This is a genomic window from Stackebrandtia nassauensis DSM 44728 (genome assembly GCF_000024545.1).
Lineage (GTDB): Bacteria > Actinomycetota > Actinomycetes > Mycobacteriales > Micromonosporaceae > Stackebrandtia > Stackebrandtia nassauensis.
Window position 1 is genome coordinate 2,294,336 of sequence record NC_013947.1, and the last position, 24,485, is coordinate 2,318,820.

Genomic DNA, 24,485 nt, shown 5'->3' on the forward strand with positions numbered 1-24,485 from the left:
GGCCACATGTCGACAACAAACCCAAAGATGACCCCGGCGCAGCTGCTCGCGCTGGACAAGCTCTCCGAGGTCCCGCTCGCCGATGTGCGAACTCAGGATCCGAGGCTGTTCCCGATGCTGGACGCCAAGGCCGCCGGCGAGCGCAAGACCACCGTGACCGCGGCGCTGGCGGGAACCTCGGCGCAGCTGCAGGCCGCGCTGCCCAAGGTGGACTTCAAGATGGGCACCACCGCCGCGCGTCCGTTGACGCAGGTGGTGCTGGACTCGCTGAGCACGCAGAAGGTCCCCGCCGCGGTCGCCCAGGAGGCGATCGAGAAGCTCGGTGACCTGACCCGCTCGTCCTCGCTGACCGACCCGGCGGCCCCGGCCGTCAAGGTCGGCGAGCACCCGCTATTCCAGAACGAACTCCAGCAGGCGGGGGTGGTGAAGCTGGCGGTCGGCTCCGACATCTCGCTGGACAAGGCCGCGACCATTCTGGACCACTCCACCAGTCCGGGACAGCTGCGCGACGAGAACATCAACGAGATGCTCGGCAAGAACGTGGTCACCCCGGACCAGGCGACCTCCCTGGGTCTGACCGCCTCGCTGTACCACCTGTCCGACGACAACACCGACACCGCGGCGGCGCTGCGCAAAGGCCTGGCGGCCAACGGTGTCCGGGCCCGCGAGGACGACGGCGAGGACGCGACGGACGCCGAGCCCGAAGTGGACGTCGAGGGTGAGTCGGACGAGAAGAAGCGACCGCGCGGCACCGACGTCGGCAACGGCGTCCCGAGCGTCAAGCAACTGGTGTCGCTGGGCGTCGAAGGCTGGCTGAAGGTCATCGACCGCGGTGGCGCCACCCCACCCGGCGATCTGTCCAAGGAGGACTTCGCCGACCGGCTCGACCGGTCCATGACCGGCCTGTACCCGACCGACGCCCTGATGGTGCGGGTCCTGGACGAGAAGGACCCGCAACGATTGGCCGCCAAGATCGAACGCGTCGAACCGCAGCTGTCCGCGTTGCGAGAGAAGAGCAGTCGCCGCAACGGTTCGGTCGTCGACGTGATGCGACGCGCCACGGTGGACGACGACGATGCCCGCGAGGCTCGCGACGAACTCGTCGAGATGGTCAACCTGCACCCGGGCCTGAAACTGGACGAGGTGCTGGCCTCCGACGCCTCCGCCGCCGAGAAGGCCGAGGCGATGGCGCAGCGCGTCGACCTGGTCCGCACCGTCTACAAGCTCAATCCGACCGCCGAACTGCTGACCCGCGACTACACGCCGGACAGCGAGGAGAAGTCGGCGCTGAACTTCGGCGAGATGGACGAGAAGGAACAGAAGCTCGTCGTCTCCGACCTCAAGTCCTACCAGCGTGCCTTCGCGATCACCGACGACGTCGCCGACACCCACACTCTGCTCAAGACCGGATACCACACCGCGACGGCCATCGGCGCCGCCAGCCTGGACGCCTTCAAGGCCCGCACCCAGCTGGCCGACGACGTGGCCGCGCGCTACCACCAGAACGCGCGCACCTCGCTGTCCAAGACCACCAACAGCCTGGTGTCCATCGTAGACCTGCTTAAGGGCGGCTTCGGCGACATCTTCGTCGGTAACCTGCTTCCCTCCATTCAGGACTACCTGAAGAAGCTGGACGGTTATTCCGACCTGTTCGGTTCGCAGGACTACTGCTCGTGCTCGCACTGCCAGTCCATCCTCGGACCGGCCGCCTACTACGTCGACCTGATGTCCTTCATCGACGAACACGTGCGGGAACCCTACTTCTCCGGTGACGACGAGGACGATCCGCTGGACCTGCACAAACGGCGCCCCGACATGTGGACGCTCCCGCTTACCTGCGAGAACACCAACACGCTGGTGCGGTACCTGGACATCATCAACGAGATCCTGGAGAACTACCTGGCCAAACGCGGCGGCTACGGCGGCGACCTCGCCGACCGCGCCGCCGTCGAGGACTTCGTCTACCGGCTGAAGCTGATGGCCGTCGTCGACTCGTTCCGGCAGCCGTTCCACTTCCCGCTGGAGAAACTCAACGCCTACCTGTCCCACTTCGAACGCGACCGCGGCGACGTCGCCAACATCCTCACGGTCTCGTCCACGGTGCGAACCCAAGCCGCGCTTGGCATCTCGCAGCAGGAACGCGAACTCATCATCACGCCCAACACCGACATGGACTTCCTGCGCCGCGTGTACGGCGTGCCCTTCGTGGTGGGCCCGGGCGACATCATCAACCCCATCGCCAGCGGCGAGTTCATCCGCTTCACCGGCATCGACCGGGACAGGATGGGGGAGCTGACCGCCACCGCCTTCGTGACCGCCAACGGCGCCGAGCCGATCGAGTTCAAGACCTTCAAGAGCTCACCCGACAGCGTCCAGAACGACGTCGAACGCGTCAAGGGCCTCAAGGCCACCTCGCTGGACCGGTTGCACCGGCTGGCGCGGTTGCAGCGGCTGCTGCCGTGGTCGGTCGCCGAGACGGACCTGATCCTGTCGCAGCTGGCCGCCACCGGGGTGCCCGGCGGACTCAGCCAGGCCACACTGGAGGAAATGGTCAAGGTCCTGGCGGTGCACAAACGGTTCTCGATCTCGGCCGAACAGAACAGTTCACTGTGGGCGCCGCTGCCGGACACCGGCGTTGACGGCAAACCGTCCCTGTTCGACCGGCTGTTCAACACCCCGACCTTCGTGCGGCTCGACGGTGAACTGCCCATGGACACCGTCAGCTTCGTGCACCCGTCGCTGCGCACCGCCGGGGTGCCCTCGCCCGCCGACAACACTCTGCACCGGCTGCTGGCCGGATTCGGTGTCAGCGACGAGGTCCTGGGCGTCCTGATCCGCAAACTGGCCGTGCCTCTGGGCGCCGACATCACCGCGCCCGACGAGGACGATCGCGGTTTCCTGCTGACGGCGGCCAACCTGACGCTGTTGTACCGGCACGCGCGGCTCAGTCAGCTGCTGCGGCTGTCGGGGGCGGACCTGTTCACCCTCATCGGCCTGGCGGCGCTGCCCGCCGGTCACGTGTCCCAGCTGGCCGAACTGGGTCAGCTGCTGGAGTTCCACGCCTGGTGGAAGACCAGCGGCTACAAACTGGACGATCTCACCGTCGTCACCGGTGGCACCCCGTCCCGTCCGGACAGCTACCCGAACCCGCAGACCGCCGCCGAGGCGATCGTCGCGCGCATCGCCGCCGACAAGTCGCTGGAGTTCGCCGACACCGTGTTCGCGTTCGTCCCCGGGATCACCGAGACCCAGTCCAAGGCCATCATCGCCGCCAACGCCGCCGCCTGCGAGCCGGTCCCCGGCGGCAGCGGCGCGCTGCGACTGGTCGCCGGATTCAACCCGGCGACGCCGCTGGCGATCCCGCCCGGCGTCACCGTCGCCGAACCCGAGCTCCGGGAGTTCCTGCTGCGGCACCACTCCTCGCGGATCCTGCCGTCGCGGCTGGCGTCCCAACTGGGCTTCGCGGCCGAACGCATCAGCGAACTCGTCGCGATGACCGGAACCTCACTGTCCTCACCGGCGCTGGTGGCCGCGCTGCACGGAGGCGCGGTCGCCCCGCTGGTCACGCTGGTCACCAAACTGGTGCCGCTGACGGTGCTGTTCAAGTCCAAAGTGTTCGACGCGGCCTCGCTGGTGTTCATCCGCACCCACGCCGGGCTGTTCGGCATCGCCGGTTTCTCCACCATCGACATCGCCGCGATCCGGAAACTGGCCGTGTACGCGCGCTTCGCGGCCCTGGCCGGTGAGAGCGCCTTCGCGCCGGAACTGCCGCCGGTCAGCGTCGACGACCTGCGCCACTGCCTGGCCACCTTCGACCCGGTGACCAAGTTCGGCGGCACCGACCAGGCGCGACTGGCCGCGACCCTGCGCACCGAGGAGGCGATGATCGCCACCCTGCTGCCGCACCTGTCGTTGCCGGACAACGCCCCCGACGCCCTGTACGTGCTCGGCAGGGCCGTCGAACTGGCGACCTACCTGGGCGTCGGCGGAGACACCCTCGGACTCATCGTCTCCGACGACTATGTGGAACTGAACCGGGCCGCCGAGGCGATGCTGGCCGCGTTCCGCGCCAAGTACCCCGACGAGAAGGAGTTCGCCCAGAAACTCGAACCCTTCGGGGACCGGATCGCCAACCGCCGGCGCGACGGGCTCACCGACTACCTGATCCGTTCGGTGCACCCGGAACTGGAGACCCTCAACGAGATCTACCAGTACTTCCTGGTCGATCCGCAGTTCGACGGCTGCGCGCGCACCTCGAAGCTGGTCGCGGCCATCTCCAGCGCCCAGCTGTACGTGCACCGGATCCTGATGAACCTGGAGCAGGACCGGCGCGCCCCCGACGACCCGCAGCGCACCGCCGTGCCGCCCGCCGCGATTCCCCGCGACGAGTGGGCCTGGCGGAAGAACTACCGGGTGTGGGAGGCCAACCGCAAGGTCTTCCTGTGGCCGGAGAACTACATCGAGCCGGAACTGCGCGACGACAAGACGCCGCTGTTCGAGGACCTCGAGTCGGTGCTGTTGCAGCAGGAGATCAACGAGCAGAACGTGCTCGACAGCTACAGCCAGTACATGAGCGGCTTCGACGAACTGTCCAAACTGTCCGTCGCCGGTGCCTACCACGACAAGCACTGGGCCAGCCGGACCGACATCCTGCACCTGTTCGGCGTCACCCCCGGTGACCCGCCGACCTTCTACTACCGTCGCGTCGAGAACGCCTACTTCGGCGAGACCGACGCGGGCAAGGGCGTGGAGTACGGGCCCTGGACGAAGGTCGAGGTGCAGATCCCGGTCCGCAAGGTCGCGCCGGTCGTGTACCGGGGCAGGCTGTACGTGTTCTGGACCGACGTCACCACCAACCCGAAGAACGCCGTCTCGGGCGGCGGCTCCAACTTCGTCGGCTACAAGCACAAGATGTCGCTGAAGTACACCACGCTGCGGCTGGACGGCCGATGGTCACCGCCGCAACAGGTCTCGCTGTCCGGCGGCCAGTTCCCGACCGGCGAGGGCATCATCGACGACCCGTTGGCCGAGGCGGCCGAACGCGAGGCGTTCAACTCGGCGATGGCCAACTGGCGGTTCAGCGACGCCATGGCGGCCTTCCAGAAGATGCTGACCCCGAAGTTCGACACCCAGATGCACCCCGAACCCGTCGACGGGTACTCATTGGGCGGAGCCGCCTTCGACCGGGTCTACCCGCAGGTGTACGGCGACGAGGTCCGCGTCACCGGCCGCAACTTCCAGATGCGCGCCGATGTGGACTTCTACCGCAAGGCCATCGACTCCCACGCCAGCGGCAACGTCCACGGCGCCGAGGCCAGCCCGCTGCTGGAGTCGCGGCCGGAGTTCGGCTGGCACCGGCTGTACGCCGCGCGTCCCTGGTTCTTCGCCATGGACGGCTACGCCAACGCCTCGCTGATCGCCGACAAACGGCGCGTCGACCGGCTCGCGCAGGTCAACGAGTCCTGGTGGCAGGCGTTCCTGCTGAACTTCAGCGTCTACTACCGGGAGCCGCTGGCGTACGTGTTCACCAACCCGGACATGACCACCGTCAACGGTTCGCTGTCGGACGGCATCATGGACCTCGACAGCGACCTGATCTACCTGCAGGGCGCCGCGCGGCCGGGCTCGCTGTACGTCGCCAAACGCTTCGGCACCACCCTGGGCGAGGAACTCAACCGGACCCTGTTCACCGGCGGCGTCGACCAGCTGCTGGCCACCGCCTCCCAGAAGGCGCTGGGTGAACGCTATCCGCAGGTGTGGTTCACCGGTTCGCAGGTCAGCAACCAGATCCGCTCGGGCAGGCTGGACTTCACCGGCGCGATGGGAACCTACTTCCGGGAGATCTTCTTCCACATCCCGTTCCTTGTCGCCAACCACCTCAATGGACAGCAGAAGTTCGAGGCGGCGCAACAGTGGTACAGCTACATCTTCGACCCGACCTCGGCCGAGGAGATCAACGTGCCCTGGTGGGTGCCGCCCGCCGAGGCGGCCCGGATGCGGCGCGACCGGGTGTGGCGGTACTCGGAGTTCCGCGGCCTCACCATGCCGAAGCTGCGTGAGGTCCTCACCGACCCGGCCGCCATCGAGGTGTACAAGAAGGACCCGTTCAACCCGCACGCGATCGCGCGGCTGCGGTTGTCGGCGTACCAGAAGTGCATCGTGATGCGCTATGTGGACAACCTGATCGACTGGGGCGACAGCCTGTTCAGTCAGTTCACGATGGAGTCCACCAACGAGGCCACCATGAAGTACGTCATGGCATCCGACATCCTCGGCCCGCGCCCGGCCAAGCTGGGCTCCTGCGGCGAGGGCGCCGTGGTGCCGCGCACCTACGAGAAGATCGGCCCGCTGGTGAAGAAGGGCTCGGACTTCCTGGTGGAGCTGGAGAACCTGCTGTGGGTGGCCGCGCCCTCCCGGTTCGTCTACGGGATCGACAAGCGGCCGTTGACCTTCGCGCTGGACCGCGACGTGACCCGGTTCTTCGTCAACGCCGCGGTCAAACGGCAGCCGGTCCGGCCGGACCCGGAACCGGAGAACGTCGCCGAACTGGTGAGCGTGGCCGCGCCGCGTTACACCGGCAACCCCGGTCCCAGCAAGGAGACCAGGACCAAACTGGAGATCACCGCCTCGGCCCTGGCCGACCAGGCGGTGGCCCCGCAGGTCTCCGACGCCGGGGTGGCACGCTTCGACCAGGTCAACCGCACCTACACGGCCTCCTGGTCGGGCACGCAGAAGACCGCCAAGGCCAGCGCCGCGATCAGCGACCGGGCCGGAACCATCGGCGACCTGATCGGCGCGGCCGGCAACGGCGGCGGCACCCGGGACGGGATCTCCTCGCGCGTCGTGGACCTCAACCGTCCACTGATCCGCGACTTCGAACGCGTCCCGATGTTCGGCTGGAGCATCATCCGCCAGCTGACCCCGGTGTTCTGCGTACCGGCCAACAAGGAACTGTCGGGTTACTGGGACCGGGTCGAGGACCGGCTCTACAAGCTGCGCAACTGCCTGGACATCCAGGGCGTCAAGCGGCAGCTGGCGCTGTTCGCCCCCGAGATCGACCCGAGGCTGCTGGTGCGCGCCCGCGCCGCCGGTCTGTCCATCGAGGACGTCCTCGGCGCCACCTCCGGCGACCTGCCGCCGTACCGCTTCTCCTATCTCATCGAGAAGGCCAAGCAGCACACCTCGGTGGTGCAGTCCTTCGGCAACGCGTTGCAGGGCGCCCTGGAACGCAAGGACGCCGAGGAACTGACCCGGTTGCGGGCCGTCCACCAGCAGAACCTGCTGAAGATGTCCACCCGGGTGCGCGAATGGGAGATCGACATCGCCGCCGACGCCGTGGAGACCCTCGACCAGCAGATCGCCGCGGTCACCTACAAACGCGACTACTTCGCCGGTCTCGTCGACGGCGGGCTCAACGCCTGGGAGCGGACCCAGCAGGTGGCCAAGCACACCGCCTCGGCGACCTTCATCGGCGGCGCCCTGTTGCAGGGGACTGCTGGCGTGCTGTCGCTGATCCCGCAACTGGGTTCACCGTTCGCCATGAAGTACGGCGGCGTGGAACTTGGTTCGAGCATCAAGGCCTGGGGCCAGATGCTGTCGGACACCGCCAAGGTCGCCGAGGTCGTGTCGGCCTCGGCCGGACTGGAGGCCGGGTTCACCCGCCGCGAGGAGGGCTGGCAGCACCAGAAGGAACTGGCCGACCACGAACTGGAGCAACTGGAGACCCAGCGCGAGATCGCCGAGCTGCGGCGCCGCATCGCCGAGCGCTCGCTGGAGATCCACGGCAAACAGATCGAGCAGGCCGAAGAGGTCTTCGAGCTGTACGGCGAACGCTTCAGCAACCTCGCGCTGTACACCTGGATGTCGTCCACGATGCAGCGACTGTTCCGCGAGGCCTACAACAGCGCCTACGCCTCGGCGCGGCTGGCCGAACAGGCCTACCGCTTCGAACGCGGCGACGAGACCTCGACGCTGCTGCGCGGCAACTACTACGACGGTGACCGGGCCGGGCTGCTGGCCGGCGAGAAGCTCATGGTGGACCTGGAAAACATGGAACGCCGGTTCATCGAGACCAACTACCGCACGCCGGAGATCGACCAGGCGTTCTCGCTGGGGCAGGTCTCGGCGCAGGCCCTGATGTCGTTGCGGCAGAACGGGGAGTGCGACTTCGAGATCCCCGAGGTCTTCTTCGACCTGTTCTACCCGGGCCAGTACAAGCGCCGGATCAAGTCGGTGCGGCTGACCATCCCCAGCGTCACCGGGCCCTACACCAATGTGGGCGCCTCGCTGACCCTGACCGGCAGCAAGATCCGACCCGAGCCGAAACTCGGCGACGCCAACCTGATGGCGGTGCCGCTGCGGCGCTCGGTGTCGATCGCGACCTCGACGGCCCAGAACGACTCGGGTGTCTTCGAGTTCAGTTTCCGCGACGAGCGGTACATGCCCTTCGAGGGCGCCGGTGCCGTCAGCGCGTGGCGACTGGAACTGCCCAAGTCGTTCCGTCCCTTCGACTACCAGACCATCACCGACGTGATCGTCCACATCAGCTACACCGCCGAGGCCGACGGTGTGCTGCGCGGCAAGGTCGAGGAGATGAACTCCGCCATCGACGGCACGATCGTCAACTACCTGTCCAGCAACGCGGTGGGACGGATCTACGGACTGCGCCAGGACTTCGGCGCCGCCCTGGACCGGCTGATCCACTCGCCGAGCGGCACCGCGGTCCCGATCGAGCTGACCGACCGGCACCTGCCGGTGTTCCTGCGGGGACGGGACCTGACGGTTTCGACGGCGAGGCTGCTGGTCCGTACCGCCGAGGGCCTGACGGCCGGTTCGTTCGCCGTGAACCTCAACGGATCCGCGTTCAGCGGCTTCAGCGCCGACCCGGAACTGGGGGACGTCTACAGCAAGGACGTCGCCACCGCCTTCGCCTCCGGAATGCTCGGCACGCACACGCTGCGTGTCACCGACGCCGGAGACCTGGGACCGGATTCCCCCGAACCCGGTGACGCCTCCGCACTGGACCCGTCGAAGGTCCTCGATGTGCTGCTGTACCTGGAGTTGCGATTGACCTGATACTCCCTGAAACCGCCGGGGGACGCCACGTGGCGTCCCCCGGCGCGTGTCCGCGGGTCGACGGCGCGGTGAACGGCACCTTCCATTAGGGTTCCCAGTCACGCGACAAACGACAACCCTGCGAGGAGAGGAAGGCCAACCGGCATGAGCCTTTCGGACGAACTGGCGAAACTCGTCGTCGAAGTGACCTCACCGGACGGGAACATCAAGGCCAAACTGGTCGCGGGGGAGCAGTTGACCGTGGCGTTCCGACCCGGAACCTATGCGCGCTATGACGAACGCGGCCTGGAGCATCAGCTGTCGCGACTGGCGATGCTGGCGTGGACCGGGTACCGGCGGGGCTTCTTCGAGGCGAAGGGCCGGGCCGAGGACATCTCGGCCAAGGACGCCGAGAAGGAGCACCTCAACCACTGGGACGCCAACACCCGGCGGTACAACGAGGAGATGGCGCAGATCGTCGCCCGGGGCAAGTCGAGCGGCAACGTGATCCGCGCCCAGGCCAAGGGACTGGCGTTCTGGAAGGTCGAGATCCGCGACGGCACCCTGGCCAGCATGGACGAGGCGACGTTCTGCGCCGAGTGCGTCAGCGTGCTGGCGGCGGTGCAGCGCGATTCCAAGAACCAGGAGATCCTGCTGAAGGACTTCTACTTCGGCCTCAACATCCCCAAGTCGTGGCGCAAGAAGAACCCGCTGCGCATCGAACGCGGTGTGATGGACTGACGAGGAACGGGTGGGCACCGACGTGAAGTCGGCGCCCACCCGTTTCCGGTGACCGCGGTGCGTTACTGCGGTCCTTCGGGCTTGAGACCCGAAGAGGGGTTCTTGGAGTCGGCGATGGTGGGCCGCATGGGTGAGATCGGAGTCGGCTTCTTGCTGGAGTTGCCCAGCTGCCGCAGTCCGGTCAGCATCTCGTAGTTCTTGCTGAGGACCTTGACGACCTTCTGCTCCTGCTCGCTCACCTCGGTGGAGATCCTGCTCATGCCGTCGGACATGCTCTTGATGACGTCGTTGACGGTCTTGCCGCCGATGTCACCGTCGCCGGGTTTGACCGTGGCGTTGGTGATGATGGTCGAGGAGCTGATGCTGGCCATCACGATGCCGGTGACGTAGACCGAGGTACCACCGGACGGCAGCGCCAGCGCGGCCGCGGCGACACCCATGAGACACGCCGCCACCGTCAGACCGAGCTTGGTGTTGTCGCCGTCGCGGGTACCGCACTTCTTCAACTGCTTGATCGTGTCGTCGGCGAGCTGCGAGATGTCCCGCTTCTGGCCGTTGTAGATGTTCTGAGTGCCCTTCATGGCCTCGGTCAGAACGTGCGCGATCTTGCCGTGATTGTCCTGAATGGTCGGAAGCGGCAGCAGCAGGTTGTTGTAGAGGTTCTCGGCGAAGACGCCCTTCCACTCCTCGATCTCGCTCTTGGCCTTCTCGGTCCAGGCGAGGTCGCCGTTCTTGGTGGAGGACTGGGAGCCGCCGAAGGTGCCCTCGACCTTGGCGAGGTCCTTGATGATGCCGTCGAAGTCATCCGGGTTGGGGTCGCCGTAGCCTTCGAACGCCGAGGGGATCCAGGAGAACGACTCGTCCAGGTACGCGGCGAACTCGGCCTCCTCCTGCGGGGTTATCGGATTCATTCCACGTATGTGCTCGGTGTTCTCCACACCCTTCGAACGGGCTTCCTGCTGCGCCTGAGCGTCCAGCGCCGCTCGATATGACTCCGCCTCCCGGCGGGTGGCTAGTTTGGCCTCCTTGACGATCTCGTCGCCCTTGGCCTTCAGTTCCGCTTTGTTGTACCAACCTCCCACGTCGATCACTTGTCCTTCATGCCGTTGAGGTCATCACGGGTCTGCTCGAGCTTGCGCGTGTGAGCGTCGATGTCGGTCTGGTCGATCTTGCCGTCGCCGTTGGAGTCCGGGACCTTCTGGTCGCCCTCGTTCGTGTAACCGTCGTAGGGCTGCTTCGGGACGGGTACCGGGTCGGCGATGTGGTCGCCGTTCTCGTCCTTCGGCGGGTTCATGTTGGGGTCGTTGGGGTCGTGGTACTGGGTCCCGCCGACCATCTTGCCCTCGAGGATCTTGTCCAGTTGGCGGCCCGACCGCGAGTCGGTCTCGGTGAAGTCCTCGATCGCCCGCTGAACCGCCGCCTGGCTGTCGATCAGGTTCCGGGCGGTATCGGCGAGTATGTGCTGAAATTCGTCACGTAGTTTGGCGAATTCTGGATAGATGGGGCTCATTATGGGCCCGTGATCGCCGCTGCCTGTCTGGAACGACCCGGACGTGCCCTGGGTGCCGTTCATGTCGCCGGACGCGGAGCTGTAGACCGCGGCCACGCGGGGGAGCGCTACGTTAGCGATCTTCCACAGGCTGTATAGGTTACCGCCGGTAATGTTCGTCACGACATCATTTTCCTCTCTGTGCGGGTTCATGCCAGGTTATCCACTGTTCCTCAAATCACAAAGCCGCAGAATGGACGGAAGTTTCGTGCCGTGGCGTGCGCTTTTGCCCGGAAACTTATGGAATCTATGTGGATTTCGTGTTCATCAGGGCGTCAAGGGCGGCCAGCACCCGCTCCTTGGCGGCATCGTGGCCGACGCCCAGCCCGCCCAGAATCTCGGCGGGGGTGCCCTCGGCGGCCAGCAGTCCCAGCAGCAGGTGTTCGGTGCCGACGTAGTTGTGGCCCATGCCCAGCGCCTCGCGCACCGTCAGCTTCAGCGTCTCGACGCTGTCGGGCGACAGCGGGATGTCGCCGGTGGCGTAGGCGCCCTGCCCGGGCGCGTCGAGCGCCTCGGACACCCTGTCGTGCAGCTGCTCGATCGTGACGCCCATGGATTCCAGCACCTTGGCCGCCAGCGTCGAGGGCTCCTCGGCGAGGCCGTGCAGCAGGTGGATCGGCTCTACGGGGGAGTGCTTGAGGTTGCGGGCCGTCAGGTGGCCCTTCTCCAGGACGATCTTGGTGCGTCCGGTGAAGCGCGACAGCTTGCCGTCGTCCGCGTCGCCGAGGCTGAAGTCCCCGGGGCCGGTGACGAAGCGCTTCTGCGCGGCCTGTTTGGACACCCCCATGTGCTGGCCGATGGCGCTCCAGGAGGCTCCGGAGCGGCGGGCCCGGTCGACGAAGTGGCCGATGAGGTGGTCGGCCTGCTCGTCGAGGACCATCGCGATCCGGCAGGCGTCCGACAGCTGCGCCAGCGCGTCCCCGTCGGGGTGGTTGGTGGTGATGTGGCCGATGAGGTCGTCCAGTCGGACGGGAAGTGAGTTCGTCATGCGTCAACCTTAGGTTGACGATCGTGATTCGTCAACCCTGAGTTGACGATTTGCGGGTCAGTCTTCGGACACCGGTCCGTGCCCGTCATGGCGGGTCGGCTGCAACGGCAGGATCGCGGTGATCCGCGATTCCTGTGGCGAGCCGTGCGTCTCCACCCGCAGCCCCGGCACGCAGTCCGGATAGTTGGCGACGATGAAGTCGATCAGCTTCTCCCGCACCTCGCACCGCAGGTCCCACAGCACCTCGCCGTCGTTGGCCGACACCAACGGCCGCAACCGCTTCAGCGGCCCGACGGACTCCGAGACCATCAGATTGCACTTGCGGCCGTCCCAGTTCGAGCTGGCCGACACGATCCGGGTCAGCTCCTCGCGTATCGGATCCACCGGCAGCCGCCAGTCCACGTCGATGTCCACCGTGCCCTGTACGTCGGCGGACTCCCGGCTCCAGTTGCGGAACGCGTGATCGTTGAAATAGGACGTCGGCAGCACCAGCCGCCGCTCGTCCCAGATCTTCACCACCACATACGACAGTGCGATGTCCTCTATGTGGCCCCACTCGCCCTCGATCTCGACGGCGTCGCCCAGCCGGATCGTGTCCCCGAAGGCCAGTCCCAGGCCCGCCAGGAAGTTCTTCAGCATCGTCTGGGCGGCGAAACCCACCACCACACCGGCCACCCCGGCCGAGGCCAGCAGACTGGTGCCGATGGCGCGCGCACCCGGCAGCGTCAGGAACATGATGCCCACCGCGATGATCCACACCAGCGCGCACGCGGTCCGGTAGAACACCATGATCTGGGTGCGGCGCTGCCGCCTGCGGGCACTGGAACCGTCGGCGCGGTTGTACACCCGGTCGACGGACATCCGCGCCACCCGCAGCAGCCGGTTGGCCAGCCAGGCGCCGCTGGCGAACATCGCCAGCAACAGGATGTGGGATGCCACCGCCCGCCACTGGAAGTCCTGTCCGACGTTGATGGCGGCCCGGGTCGCGCTGAGCACCACCATCGCCTGGGTGGGCCGGTAGATCTGCGTCAGCATCTCCACCGCGCGCGGCGACTTGCGCAGCAGCAGCTTGACGACAAGCCGCACGGCGCTGGCGATCAGCGCCACCGAGACCGCGACCGCCGGAATCAGGATTGCCGGGGCGATTTCGTTCACCTGTTCAGCGTATCGATGCCGCCGGGCCCATCGTCAACCCTGAGTGACACATCTAAAGTCGACGCCTCAGCGGTTTCCGTCCAGATTGAGGGTCATGGCCGGGTCGGGAGTGCGCTGGAAACCCATGGCCTGGTACATCGGCTCGGCCTCGGCCGAGGCGCGCAGCTCCACCCGGCGCAGGTCGTGCTCGCGGCACCACTCCACAATGGCGTCCATACAGGCCCGGGCGTAACCCCGGCGCCGGTAGTCCGGATCGGTGGCGACGCTGCCGATGTGGGCGCCGCGTCCGGTGGGGTTGCCGGGACCGGGCACCCGCCGGTGCAGGAACGCCACCGCGCACGAGGCCAGCCCCTCGGCGTCCGGCTTGTCCACGACGAACGCGCGGATGATGCCCTCGGGGTCGGCCAGTTCCGCGGCGAACGACTCCCGGGCGTTGACGCGCCACTCGGGGTCGGAGAAACCCGGGCGGTTGATCGAGCTGAACAGCAGAATCCGCAGTCGCAGCAGCTCATCGGCGTCAGCGGGAGTGGCAGGGCGGACTGTGACCATCGTCAGACCCTAACCGAGGAACTAATCCACGCCCGCTGGCGACTGTGGATACGGGCGCGTTCGAGCCCCACCGACCGAAAGAGAGTCCACAATGCCGGAAGAAGAGCCGACGACCTCCCCGGCGCTGCCGCGCCGCAAGGTGTTCACCTCGCTGGCGGCCACCGCCGCCGTGGCCGGTACCGCCGGGGTGTTCGCGGGCCAGGCCCTCGCCCAACCGGCGGTCGCGGGCCCGGAGCCGACGGTGCCGTTCCACGGCGAACACCAACCCGGAATCGCGATGCCGCAACAGAAACACGCCGTGTTCGTCGCGTTCCAGCTGCTGCCCAAGGACATGCGCACCGGCAAGGAACTCACCGAGAAACAGGTCGCCGCGAAACTGGCGGCCCTGCTGGAGGACTGGACCGCCACCGCCGAGGCGCTGATGCGCGGCGCCGACCCCCAACCCCTGGCCAGCCACACCAAGTCGCACTTCGCGACCGAGGCCATCGCCGAGGGCCTCAACCCGGCCCGGCTGACCATCACGCTGGGCATGGGGCCGTGGGCGTTTCGGATGGCGGGCCTGGCCGACCGCGCGCCCCGCCACCTGACCGAACTGCCCGACTTCCCCGGCGACCAGCTCAACCCCGGCTGGAGCGGCGGCGACCTGCTGTTGCAGATCTGCGGCGACGACCCGCAGGTCATCAGCGAGGCGTTCCTGTCGATGCGGGCCCGGGTCATGGGCACCTGCCAGCTGAAGTGGACCCAGCAGGGCTTCCTCAGCACTCCGAAGGGCGCCACACCCCGCAACCTCATGGGACACAAGGACGGCACCGCCAACCCCGGCTTCGACAGCCCCGAGTTCGCCGAGACCGTATGGTCCAAGAAGGACGAACCGGAGTGGTTTTCCGGCGGGAGCTACCTGATCTTCCGCAAGATCCGGATGCGGCTTCCCGAATGGAGCCTGGCCACCGCCGACAAACAGAACCGCTCCATCGGACGGCACCGCGACACCGGAGCCGGACTCGGCGCCGAGACCGAGACCGCCGAACTCGACCTGGACGCCAAGGACGGCAAGGGAAAGCCGGTCATCCCGATCGACGCCCACGTCCGCCGCGTCAAGGACGTCCCGATGTTCCGCCGCAGCTTCAACTACGACTACGGCTTCCTGACCCAGAAGGAACTGCAGCAGGACGACCACGCCACCGGCACCGACGGCCACAGCCACGACAAGCACCCCTACGACGCCGGACTGCTGTTCACCGCCTACGTCGCCGACCCGGCGAACTTCATCGAGGCGCAGGACAAGATGTCCGAATCCGACGCCCTCAACGAGTTCGTCATCAACACCGGCAGCGCCATCTTCGCCGTCCCGCCGGGAGTCTCCGAAGGCCAAAGCTGGGCGCGGGGACTGTTCGGGTGATCACGGGTGCATGCTCGCGCCCTTGACGATCCGGTCCACCGCGTTGCGGGGCCCGTACACCGCCAGCCCCACCAGGTCCAGTTGCGCCGTGCCGACCGCCCGCACCGCGGCCCGGTTGTCGCGGTCGTTGCCGGTGCCGAACAGGTCGGCGGTGAACACCGACATGGCCACTCCGCGTTTCAGGGCGCGGGCGTGCGCGGTGGCCAGGACCTCCTTGCCGCCCTGGAAAACCAGCACCGGCTGCCGGAACATCGGCAGGTAGTCGACGTCGTCGGCGTCGGCGTAGGGCTCGCCGATGACCTCGGGCTCCAGGGTGCCCAGGCCGCTGACCAGGAACGCCGTCACGTTCAGCCGCTGCCATCCGGCCAGGTCGTCGCGCAGCACCACCGCGACCTTGGTGTCGAAGGAGATGGGTGAGTTGTCTTCCATACCGGGAACTGTGCCCCGGTGAGGGCGGCTCGGTCTTGTACGTTCCTTGCATGGTGACCACCGAGCGCATCACGGCCTGGCGGCCGTCGGTGCCCGGCATCACCGAGGCGTTCCACGCCCGGTTCACCGACCACGTGTACCCGATGCACACCCACGAGGCGTGGACGCTGTTGATCGTCGACGCCGGGGCCGTCCGCTACGACCTCGACCACCACGAGCACGGCGCGCTGCGGGCCACCGTCACGCTGCTGCCCCCGCACGTACCCCACAACGGCGAGGCGGCCAGTAGCGGCGGCTTCCGCAAACGGGTGCTGTACCTGGACGCGGCGCAGCTGGGGCCGCGGCTGATCGGCCCGGCCGTGGACGCCCCCGACATCCGCGACGCCGCGATGCGCGACCAGATCGACCGGCTGCACCGCAGCCTGTGGCTGCCCGGCGACGAGCTGGAGGCCGAGAGCCGGTTCAGCCTGATCCGGGACCGGCTGCGGCGGCACCTGGAACACCGGCCGGTGCCCGTCGAGGCCGCCGACCCCGGCCTGGCGCACCGGCTGCGTGACCTGCTGGACGCTCGGGTCGTCGCGGGCCTCACGCTGGCCGAGGCGTCCAGGATCCTGCACGCCCACCCGGCGCACCTGGTGCGCAGCTTCAGCCGGGCCTTCGGGCTGGCGCCGCACCAGTTCCTGACCGGCCGCCGCGTCGACCTGGCACGGCGACTGCTGCTGGACGGCATGCCCCCGGCCCAGGCCGCGGTGGCGTCGGGCCACCACGACCAGTCGCACCTGACCCGCCACTTCAAACGCGTCGTGGGCACCACCCCCGGCCGCTTCGCGACCAGCCGCAAAACCAACGCGTTAACCCCCGCGCGGCTGCCGCTGGTCGCGGGCACGCTCCCAGCGGTAAGCCGAGCGACTGGCGTACCGCCGCCACCACCTCGTCGACCGAGGCCGCCGGTTCCGAGACCGTCACCACGACGCGGCGGGTCGCCGGGGCGGGGCGCTCCTCGCTGAAGGCTGCCCGCACCGCCGCCAGCGCCTGGTCCAGCTGTTCTTCCACTTTGCCCTCGCCGCCGCCGCGCAACCAGCGGCGCAGGACGTGGTTGTGGGCCGCGACCACCGCCGCCGCCGACACCTCCGCCAACAGCGGGGCCTCGGGTGAACCCGCCGCGGCGTTGGCCGGTTGCCGCAGCAGGTACTTGGTGAACAGTCGCTCGTAACGTGACACCACCGCGATCTCGCGTTCCCGCAGCGCCGGGACCTCGCGCAGCAGCCGATACCGGGCCACCGACGCCTGCGGGTCGGCCGCGTACATGCGGGCCACCTCGCGGATGCCCCGGCACACCACCAGCAGCGGATCGTCATCCGGCGCGGCCGACTCCAGCACCCGCGACACCTCGACCACCGTGGAGTCGTGATCCGGGAACACGGCGTCCTCTTTGGACGGGAAGTATCGGAAGAAGGTTCGCCTCGCGACCCCGGCGGCCTCGGCGATCTCGTCCACGGTGGTTGCCGCGTAACCCTGCTCGGCGAACAGCCGCAATGCCGCGGCCGACAACGACTGCCTGGTGCGGGCGCGTCCGGAAGCCTTGACCATGCCGACACGGTACCCGCCGCGAGCAGGCACGGGGCCCCGCAGCATCCGCATCGACGAACCTCGATCGCGTTCAGGCTCCGACGACGACGCGGTGACACCGTTCCGGCGCCCCGCCGTCCTCTTACGCCAGTGGTCGTCCGGCGGCCAATTGGACGTAAACCTGCGCTGACCTGGGTGTTTCAGGGTCGAATCGGGGACGGCTCAGGGTCGCGGGTTCAGGGCGCGAACCGGGTCGTTCCCGGATGGCAACGACCCCCCGATCGCCGAGGCTTTCTCTCAACACCTTAGGACGAGGAGTTGTCGCGATGACCACCCCAGCAGCACAGGCGAGACCGTGATCTGGCAGGTGGCCGTCGCCGTCGCCGGGGCCTGGTGCATCGCGATCGGCGCCGCCGCGCAGGAACGGCCCGCCACCACCGCCCCCGGCGGCGAGGTGGCCCGGGCCGCGAGCCTGCTGCGGCTGCTGCGCGACCCGCGCTGGCTCGCCGGTGGCGCGTTGACCATTGTGGGTGTCGCCGCGCACCTGGTGGCGCTGTCGGCCGCGCCGGTCACGCTGGTGCAGCCGCTGGGGGTCAGCGGTCTGCTGGTCGCGGTGTGGCTGGCCGCCCGCTGGCGCGGCCGGTACCTGTCCGGAGTGGAACTGCTGGGCATCGTCGCGGTGACCCTCGGGCTGGCCGGTCTGGTGGGGACGCTGCCGCACGGCGCGACCACCCCCACCCACCTGCCCGCCGCCTTCCTGGCGGGCCTGGCCTGCTTCGCCGTCGCCGCAGCGATCGTGATCCCACGGCTGGCCGCCCGGCTGTCGCCCCGCACGCGTGCCCTGCTGCTGGCGGCCACCGCCGGAGCCTGCTTCGGCTTCGGATCCGCACTGGCCCGGGTCGTCGCCGCCACCGTGTCCGCCGACGTCAGCGTCCTGTGGGGACCCACCACTCTCATCGCTCTCGCGCTGTTCGCCCTCGGCGGCCTGCAACTCCAGAACGCCTACCGCACCGGACACTTCGGACTCGCCTACGCGACCCTGCTGATCGCCGACCCCCTGATCGCGGCCGCCATCGGCCTGGCGGTGCTCGGCGAATCCCTGCCCACCACGGTCACCGCCCAGGTCATCGCCCTGGCCTCGGCCGTCGTCACGGTCATCGGCGTCATCGTCCTGGCCGGACCCGCCAAGCCACCCACCACAGAGGGAAACACCACCGGCTCCACAGCCGACAACCACGAGGAGAACAACACCGATGTCTACATTGATGCCGTCCCGCCCCGTTCGTGACAGCCACCTCAGCCACCACCCGACCGTCCCCTTCATGATCCCCGGGACCCGCCGGGTGCTCATCGCCTCCGACACCTACCCGCCGGACGTCAACGGCGCCGGGTACTTCACCCACCGGCTGGCCGCCGGGCTGGCCGCGCGCGGCAACGAGGTCCACGTCGTGTGCCCCTCACCGGACGGCCCCGCCGGTCGCGAGACCCGCGACGGCGTCACCGTGCACCGGCTGCGCTCGCACCCGCTGCTGCTGCACCCCACGATGCGCTTCGTCGTCCCCGCCGCCGTCAACAGGGCCATCCGCGAGGTCGTCACCGCCGTGGCCCCCGACGTTGTGCACGTCCAGGGCCATTTCCCGGTCGGCCGCGCCACCCTCAAGCACGCCGCGAGAGTCGGAATTCCGACAATAGCCACAAACCATTTCATGCCGGATAATTTGCTGCACCATGTGAAGGTGCCCACGCGACTGCGCAAGTGGGTCGCGTCCCGCGCCTGGCGCGACGCCGCGGCCGTGTTCGCGCGCGCCGACCACGTCACCACCCCCACCCGGCTGGCCGCCGAAGTGTTCCGCGACAACGGCTTCACCGGCCACATCGAACCCGTCTCCTGCGGCATCGACCTGTCCCGGTTTCATCCACGCTCCACCTCGGCCACCGCCGCCCGCGCCCGTCTCGACCTGCCCGACCGCAAGACCATCCTGTTCGTGGGCCGCCTCGACGAGGAGAAACGCGTCCACGAGCTCATCAGGGCGCTGCCCTCACTGCGCCGCCGCGTCGACGCCCAGCTCGTCATCGCCGGAACCGGACCACAGGGCCCGGCCCTGACCCGGCTGGCCGCCGACCTGGGAATCTCCGCCTACGTGCGGTTCCTGGGCTTCGTCCCCGACGCCGACCTGCCCGGCGTGTACCGCGCCGCCGACCTGTTCGCGATCGCCGGAGTCGCCGAACTCCAGTCCATCGTGACGCTGGAGGCCATGGCCTCGGGCCTGCCGGTCGTCGCCGCCGACGCCGTGGCGCTGCCGCACCTGGTTCGCAACGGACACAACGGGTTCCTTTTCACACCTGGCGATATCGATGGCATTTCCACCCGGTTGGAGGTCATACTGGAGTCTGCGGATGAGATAGCGGCAATGGGGGCTGCGAGCCGGGCCATGGCCGCCGAACACGACCACGCCCGTTCGCTGGCTCGCTTCGAGGAGATCTACACCCACCTGGCCGCACCAGCTCGGAGCCGGATATGACGAATCATCCAACGCTCGGACCGAGACCAACCTGGACGGCGCGCGGACCGGCACAGGCGCACCGTGATCCACAACTGCCCTGGTACGCGGGGCTCGCCCTTGTCGCGGGCATCCTCACCATGGCGATCCTGATCGCGATGCACGTGATCATGGCCGACCAGGTCCGCGTCAACATCGACCCGGTGAGTGTCTTCGCCATCAACCGCGAGGGCGTGCTGCTGTTCGACCTCGCCTGCCTGTCCATCGCCGTGGCCTGCGTCGCGGTGCTGTTCGGACCCTTGGGCAGCGAACGCGTGACCCGCCGGTGCCTGGCCGGATCGGCGGTGGCACTGCTGTTCGTGGTCGGATTCGACACCGACGCCGGAGCCACAGTGTCCAGTTTCAGCGGTTACGTGCACCGCTACGCGGCCGGAGCCGTGTTCGTCATGATCACGGTGGCGACCGCGCACCTGTGGCGCCGGGTGCCGGACCCCCGGCTGCGCCGCGCCTTCGCCGTCATGACGCTCATCAACCTCGTCTTGCTCATCCTCAACGTGTGGGGAACCTATCTGCCGGATCTGGCCTACGGCGGTCAGTGGCGCGGCATCCCACAACGGCTGTTGGTGGTGAGCCAGGTGGTGTCCATCGTCGCGATGGCCTTCGTGCCCAAAGCGAAGAGCCCGCGGTCGCGACGGACGCCGTCGCGGCACCGGTCCCAGCCCCGTGACTTCGACCCGTCCTGGGATCGCAAAGACTGGCTGACTGGACGTGGCACTACGGGCTGGGGAGCATTACCATCAGCGGATGGCCTCTGACCGCGCACTATATGTCGTCAGCGACGTGCATGGACACCTCGCCAAGCTGACGGCCGCACTGGAAACCGCCGGGCTCATCGACGCCGACCGGCAGTGGACGGGCGGCAACGCGCGGCTGTGGTTCCTGGGGGACCTGTTCGACCGTGGCACCGACGGGGCCGGTGTGGTGGAACTCATCATGCGACTGAGCACCGAGGCCGAAGCCGAGGGCGGCGTCGTCGACACGCTGTTGGGCAACCACGAGATCCTCATGCTGGGCGCGCAACGCTTCGGCAGCGAGGAACTGGCCGACGACGAGGGCAACGCCCGGAACTTTGACCTGTGGTGGAAGCTCAACGGCGGCCAGGACGACGACGTGGCCAACCTGACCGACAAGCAGCTGAACTGGCTGCGCAACCGTCCGGCGATCGTCTACGTCGAAGACCACCTGCTGGTCCACACCGACACCACCGAGTACGCCTCGTACGGCCGCAACATCAACGCCGTCAACCGCACGATCCGCAAGATCATCAAGTCCTCCGACGCCGCCAAGTGGTGGGCCCTGTTCCGCCGCATGACGATCCGGCACCGCTTCGAGGCCGAGGACGGCCCCGAGCAGGCCGCCGCGATGCTCGACTTCTTCGGCGGCTCCCAGCTCGTCCACGGCCACAGCACCATCCCCGACCGGCTCGGCATCCCCGGCGAAGAGGTCACCGGTGCCCGGCTGTACTGCGAGGACCTGGTGTTGTGTGTGGACGGCGGCATGTACCAGGGTGGACCGTGCCTCGTGGTCCCGCTGCCGGTGACCGAGGAGTCGCTGCACCGCTCGACCCCGGACGAGGAGGACGCGTCCGGCTACGACATCCCGACGGCGGCCACCGTCGCCGAGGCCGCCGACGCGATCGAGGCCGAACTGGCCGACGCCGATGTCGACGCGGATGATGCCGATGGCGACACGGACGCTGAGGCGGAGTCGGATACCCAAGCCGAAGCCGACGAACCCACGTCCGCAGCCGAGGAGACCGAAGTGGACTCCGACGAGCCGGAGGCCGAGACCGAAGTGGAATCGGACGGCCCCAAGGTCAAGGCCAAGCGCTTATTTCGGTTCGCTGATCTCGCAGATCTTCCAGTCTGATTCCTCTTTGACCAGGTTCACCTTGAAGGACGCCAGCTCGGTCTTGCCGCTGGACGACTTCGCCGAGGTCTCCACCGAGACGGTCGCCTTCTCACCGTCGATCTTCTCGTCGGTGGTCTTGAACTCCTCGTCGGCGCCGATCGGCTTGTACTTGTCGGCCGCGCCGTTCTTCTCCAGCTTGGTGACGAGCTTCTCGCACATGTAGCTCTTGGCCTGGTCCCAGTCCTTGGCGTGCCAGGCGTCGTCGACGACCTGCGAGGGCACTCCCTTGTCGGAGTCGGATTCCTCGCCCTTCTTGTCGTCGTCCTTGCCCTCATCCTTGCCCTCGTCCTTGGCGTCCTCGGACGAGTCGGCCTTGTCGGTGGTCCCCGTCGCCGGGGCCCACGGCCGCCAGATGGCCACGCCGATACCGCCGCCGATCAGCAGCACCACCACGATGGCCAGCACGACGTACAGTCCGCCCCGGGACTTCTTGGGGCCGTCGGGCAGGAAGTCGGCCTGCGGCGGCAGGAACACCGGCGGCTCGGACGACGGCCCGAACGGCTGCGCGGCCGCCTGCCCCGGTTCGAAGGTCAGCGGCGAGGGCTGCTGCGCCCCGGGATCGTACGGCGGCTGCTGCGGCGGCTGGTCGAAGGGCGCGGCGGGCTGCCCCTGCTGCGCCGGATCGAAGGGTGCGGAAGGCTGCCCCGGCTGCTGCGAGGGGTCGTACTGGAACGGCTGTGTCATCCTCTGTCACCTTCTGCTGTCTTCCGTGCCCGCCAATCATGCCTCATCGTTCGGGTCCGGCCACCTCCGCCGAACTGGCGGTTTTCGGCGTGTCAGCGCCGCCGCACGGTCGCGGGCACCGAGAACTCGCCGTCGGGCCCGGGCGGGAACGGGTGCACCGCCACCACGGCGTCCAGATTCAGCGGGCCGTACAGGTGCGGGAACTTCATACCGTCCGGGTCGTCGGGGTCGCCCGACTCCCACAGCAGTTCGGGGATCAGCCGGGTCTCGTCGATCTCCAGCAGCACCTGGTCGGTGCGGCCCCGGATCAGGAAGTTGGCGGGCAGGTGCACCTGTTCGGCGGTGGAGCAGTGGATGAAGCCCTCACTGTCCAGCGTGTCGCCCCGGTAGTCACCCGAGCGCTTCGCGGCGTCCCAGGCGGCCTCGGAGCAGAAATGCAAGATCATCGACAATGTTTAACAGCTACGCGCTCTTTCTGCCAGGCAGCAGGAACGCCAGTATTCCGGTCAGCACCATCGCCCCCAGCGAGCAGGCCACCGCGATCATGGTGGCGTGGGTGTAGTCGCCCGGCGCGGTGCTGCCGTCCAGCGAGGTGAACAGCACCACGCCGATGGCCGCCACCCCCAGCGCCGTCCCCAGCCGCTGCGAGGTGCTCAACGTTCCCGAGGCGATTCCGGCGACGTTGTTGGGCACGTCGGACAGCACGATGTTGGCGTTGGGGCCGATGATCATGCCGCAGCCGATCCCGGCGACCAGGAACGGGCCCAGCAGCCACCCGGCGTTCGGCGGCACTGTCGCGAACCCGAGCACCGCCTCCAGTCCGCCGATCCCGACGCACACGATCGCGGTGCCCAGGTGCAGGACGCCGCGCCCCAGCCGGGGCGCGATCACGGTGTTGCCGAGGACCGAACCCAGGCCGGTGCCGATCGCGAACGGCATCATCGTCAAACCGGCTTCCAAAGTGGAGAATCCGATGCCGAGCTGCAGGTACAGCGACACCGCGAACATCAGCGCGATGAAACCGGCGAAGAACGCCATGATCAGCCCGACCCCGGCGGCGAAGGAGCGGCGCGCGAACAGCCGCACGTCCACCAGCGGGTCCCGGCCGCGCCGGATCAGGAACAGCTGCCAGCGCGTGAACACCAACAGCAGCACCGGTGCGGCGGCCAGCGTCACGAACGTCCACACCGGCCAGCCGATCTCGCGGCCCTGGGTGAGCGGGAAGGTCAGCGCGAACATGGCGGCGGTGACCAGCAGCAGCCCCGGCACGTCGAAGCGGCGGGCGGTGGTCTCGGTACGCGGGGCCAGCAGTGCCACGGCGGCGACCGCGGCGATGCCGACCGGCAGGTTGGCCAGGAAGATCGGCCGCCACGACAGGCCCGCCACGTCCCAGTCGATCAGCAGCCCACCCAGGATCGGGCCCAGCGAGGTGGCCGCGCCCGCGACGGTGCCGTACGCGGCGAAGGCCCGGCCGCGTTCGCTGTTGGAGTACAGCAACCGGATGAAGGCCAGAATGGACGGGTTCACGGCCCCGGCCGCCACCCCCTGTACCACCCGCCAGGCGATCAGCTCACCGGAACCGTTGGCGACCCCGCACAGCAGCGACGCGACGGTGAAGACCGACAGCCCCAGGATGAGCACGCTCTTGTGCCCGATCCGGTCACCGAGCCAACCCGCGGGCAACAGGAACAGCCCGTAGGCCAGCGCGTAGCCGGAGACGATCCACTGCAACGCCGACTCACCGGCGCCCAGATCGGCGGTGATGGGCGGCAGCGCCAGGTTGACGATCGTGGTGTCCAGCAGCAGCATGAACGTCCCCGACAGCAGCGCCGCCAGGACGAGCCGCCGCCGCAGCCCCGAGGTCGTCTCAGGCTTGTGGACGGTCGTACCTGTCAT

General features: G+C 68.1%; 17 protein-coding genes and 1 pseudogene. 8 read left to right on the forward strand and 10 right to left on the reverse strand.

The window, feature by feature from the left end; all coding sequences use genetic code 11:
* The first annotated feature begins 6 nt into the window (after positions 1-6).
* Both SNAS_RS10630 and SNAS_RS10635 read left to right on the forward strand, forming a co-directional pair.
* Entirely contained in the window at positions 7-9,075 is a 9,069-nt protein-coding gene (locus SNAS_RS10630; RefSeq protein ID WP_013017420.1) for a Tc toxin subunit A-related protein, read from the forward strand.
* Between the two features lie 144 nt (positions 9,076-9,219).
* Positions 9,220-9,795: a hypothetical protein gene (locus tag SNAS_RS10635; protein WP_013017421.1), complete on the forward strand. Its 576-nt coding sequence runs from the start codon at positions 9,220-9,222 to the stop codon at positions 9,793-9,795.
* 62 nt (positions 9,796-9,857) lie between these two features.
* Here SNAS_RS10635 and SNAS_RS32650 read toward each other — a convergent pair whose 3' ends face one another.
* The 5 genes from SNAS_RS32650 to SNAS_RS10665 form a co-directional block, all read right to left on the reverse strand.
* Positions 9,858-10,886 (reverse strand): hypothetical protein, encoded by a 1,029-nt coding sequence (locus tag SNAS_RS32650; RefSeq protein ID WP_013017422.1) that lies wholly within the window; start codon positions 10,884-10,886, stop codon positions 9,858-9,860.
* A complete protein-coding gene (locus tag SNAS_RS10650) occupies positions 10,883-11,305 on the reverse strand; it encodes a hypothetical protein (RefSeq protein WP_144300457.1) in 423 nt (140 codons plus the stop codon). Before SNAS_RS10650 ends, SNAS_RS32650 begins: the two co-directional genes overlap by 4 nt.
* Positions 11,306-11,591: 286 nt before the next feature.
* Positions 11,592-12,332 carry a Clp protease N-terminal domain-containing protein gene (locus SNAS_RS10655; protein WP_013017424.1) on the reverse strand — a complete coding sequence of 247 codons (741 nt, stop codon included), beginning with the start codon at positions 12,330-12,332 and terminating at the stop codon, positions 11,592-11,594.
* Between the two features lie 57 nt (positions 12,333-12,389).
* Complete coding sequence (locus tag SNAS_RS10660; RefSeq protein WP_013017425.1) at positions 12,390-13,487, reverse strand: mechanosensitive ion channel family protein; 1,098 nt, start codon at positions 13,485-13,487, stop codon at positions 12,390-12,392.
* 66 nt (positions 13,488-13,553) lie between these two features.
* The gene (locus SNAS_RS10665; protein ID WP_013017426.1) at positions 13,554-14,036 is read right to left on the reverse strand and encodes a GNAT family N-acetyltransferase; all 483 of its coding nucleotides are present in this window, start codon (positions 14,034-14,036) and stop codon (positions 13,554-13,556) included.
* Positions 14,037-14,127: 91 nt separating this feature from the next.
* Between SNAS_RS10665 and SNAS_RS10670 the strand changes: the two genes are divergently transcribed.
* On the forward strand, positions 14,128-15,435 hold the full coding sequence (locus tag SNAS_RS10670; protein ID WP_013017427.1) for a Dyp-type peroxidase: 1,308 nt from the start codon (positions 14,128-14,130) through the stop codon (positions 15,433-15,435).
* On the opposite strand, the gene SNAS_RS10675 is transcribed toward SNAS_RS10670, so the two are convergent.
* A complete protein-coding gene (locus tag SNAS_RS10675; RefSeq protein WP_013017428.1) occupies positions 15,436-15,864 on the reverse strand; it encodes a DUF2000 domain-containing protein in 429 nt (142 codons plus the stop codon).
* Positions 15,865-15,914: 50 nt separating this feature from the next.
* Here SNAS_RS10675 and SNAS_RS36635 point away from each other — a divergent pair, with 50 nt between their 5' ends.
* Complete coding sequence (locus SNAS_RS36635) at positions 15,915-16,871, forward strand: helix-turn-helix domain-containing protein (RefSeq protein WP_013017429.1); 957 nt, start codon at positions 15,915-15,917, stop codon at positions 16,869-16,871.
* Here SNAS_RS36635 and SNAS_RS33960 read toward each other — a convergent pair.
* Positions 16,768-17,454, reverse strand: a pseudogene (locus SNAS_RS33960) (TetR family transcriptional regulator); the annotation flags it as partial. The gene SNAS_RS36635 and the pseudogene SNAS_RS33960 overlap by 104 nt on opposite strands.
* A gap of 334 nt (positions 17,455-17,788) precedes the next feature.
* Between SNAS_RS33960 and SNAS_RS10685 the strand changes: the two are divergent.
* Genes SNAS_RS10685 through SNAS_RS10700 form a run of 4 tightly spaced genes read left to right on the forward strand, consistent with a single transcriptional unit; the run spans position 17,789 to position 21,863 of the window.
* Positions 17,789-18,721 (forward strand): DMT family transporter, encoded by a 933-nt coding sequence (locus SNAS_RS10685; protein WP_013017430.1) that lies wholly within the window; start codon positions 17,789-17,791, stop codon positions 18,719-18,721.
* The gene (locus SNAS_RS10690) at positions 18,687-19,955 is read left to right on the forward strand and encodes a glycosyltransferase (RefSeq protein ID WP_211207361.1); all 1,269 of its coding nucleotides are present in this window, start codon (positions 18,687-18,689) and stop codon (positions 19,953-19,955) included. Before SNAS_RS10685 ends, SNAS_RS10690 begins: the two co-directional genes overlap by 35 nt.
* Positions 19,952-20,749, forward strand: coding sequence for a DUF998 domain-containing protein (locus SNAS_RS10695; protein ID WP_013017432.1), 798 nt, complete (start codon positions 19,952-19,954; stop codon positions 20,747-20,749). Before SNAS_RS10690 ends, SNAS_RS10695 begins: the two co-directional genes overlap by 4 nt.
* The gene (locus SNAS_RS10700) at positions 20,739-21,863 is read left to right on the forward strand and encodes a metallophosphoesterase (RefSeq protein ID WP_013017433.1); all 1,125 of its coding nucleotides are present in this window, start codon (positions 20,739-20,741) and stop codon (positions 21,861-21,863) included. Before SNAS_RS10695 ends, SNAS_RS10700 begins: the two co-directional genes overlap by 11 nt.
* Here the strand turns inward: SNAS_RS10700 and SNAS_RS32655 are convergent.
* From SNAS_RS32655 to SNAS_RS10715, 3 genes are all read right to left on the reverse strand, one after another.
* Entirely contained in the window at positions 21,825-22,589 is a 765-nt protein-coding gene (locus SNAS_RS32655) for a nuclear transport factor 2 family protein (RefSeq protein ID WP_013017434.1), read from the reverse strand. The genes SNAS_RS10700 and SNAS_RS32655 overlap by 39 nt on opposite strands.
* Positions 22,590-22,681: 92 nt before the next feature.
* Positions 22,682-23,035: a DUF952 domain-containing protein gene (locus SNAS_RS10710; protein WP_013017435.1), complete on the reverse strand. Its 354-nt coding sequence runs from the start codon at positions 23,033-23,035 to the stop codon at positions 22,682-22,684.
* Between the two features lie 16 nt (positions 23,036-23,051).
* Complete coding sequence (locus SNAS_RS10715; RefSeq protein WP_013017436.1) at positions 23,052-24,485, reverse strand: MFS transporter; 1,434 nt, start codon at positions 24,483-24,485, stop codon at positions 23,052-23,054.

Coding starts and splice junctions, on each gene's coding strand:
- SNAS_RS10630 (WP_013017420.1), top strand. CDS start 7: ATGTCGACAACAAACCCAAAGATGACCCCGGCGCAGCTGCTCGCGCTG.
- SNAS_RS10635 (WP_013017421.1), top strand. CDS start 9,220: ATGAGCCTTTCGGACGAACTGGCGAAACTCGTCGTCGAAGTGACCTCA.
- SNAS_RS10650 (WP_144300457.1), bottom strand. CDS start 11,305: ATGAGCCCCATCTATCCAGAATTCGCCAAACTACGTGACGAATTTCAG.
- SNAS_RS10655 (WP_013017424.1), bottom strand. CDS start 12,332: ATGACGAACTCACTTCCCGTCCGACTGGACGACCTCATCGGCCACATC.
- SNAS_RS10665 (WP_013017426.1), bottom strand. CDS start 14,036: ATGGTCACAGTCCGCCCTGCCACTCCCGCTGACGCCGATGAGCTGCTG.
- SNAS_RS10670 (WP_013017427.1), top strand. CDS start 14,128: ATGCCGGAAGAAGAGCCGACGACCTCCCCGGCGCTGCCGCGCCGCAAG.
- SNAS_RS10675 (WP_013017428.1), bottom strand. CDS start 15,864: ATGGAAGACAACTCACCCATCTCCTTCGACACCAAGGTCGCGGTGGTG.
- SNAS_RS36635 (WP_013017429.1), top strand. CDS start 15,915: ATGGTGACCACCGAGCGCATCACGGCCTGGCGGCCGTCGGTGCCCGGC.
- SNAS_RS10690 (WP_211207361.1), top strand. CDS start 18,687: ATGTCTACATTGATGCCGTCCCGCCCCGTTCGTGACAGCCACCTCAGC.
- SNAS_RS10695 (WP_013017432.1), top strand. CDS start 19,952: ATGACGAATCATCCAACGCTCGGACCGAGACCAACCTGGACGGCGCGC.
- SNAS_RS10700 (WP_013017433.1), top strand. CDS start 20,739: ATGGCCTCTGACCGCGCACTATATGTCGTCAGCGACGTGCATGGACAC.
- SNAS_RS32655 (WP_013017434.1), bottom strand. CDS start 22,589: ATGACACAGCCGTTCCAGTACGACCCCTCGCAGCAGCCGGGGCAGCCT.
- SNAS_RS10710 (WP_013017435.1), bottom strand. CDS start 23,035: ATGATCTTGCATTTCTGCTCCGAGGCCGCCTGGGACGCCGCGAAGCGC.
- SNAS_RS10715 (WP_013017436.1), bottom strand. CDS start 24,485: ATGACAGGTACGACCGTCCACAAGCCTGAGACGACCTCGGGGCTGCGG.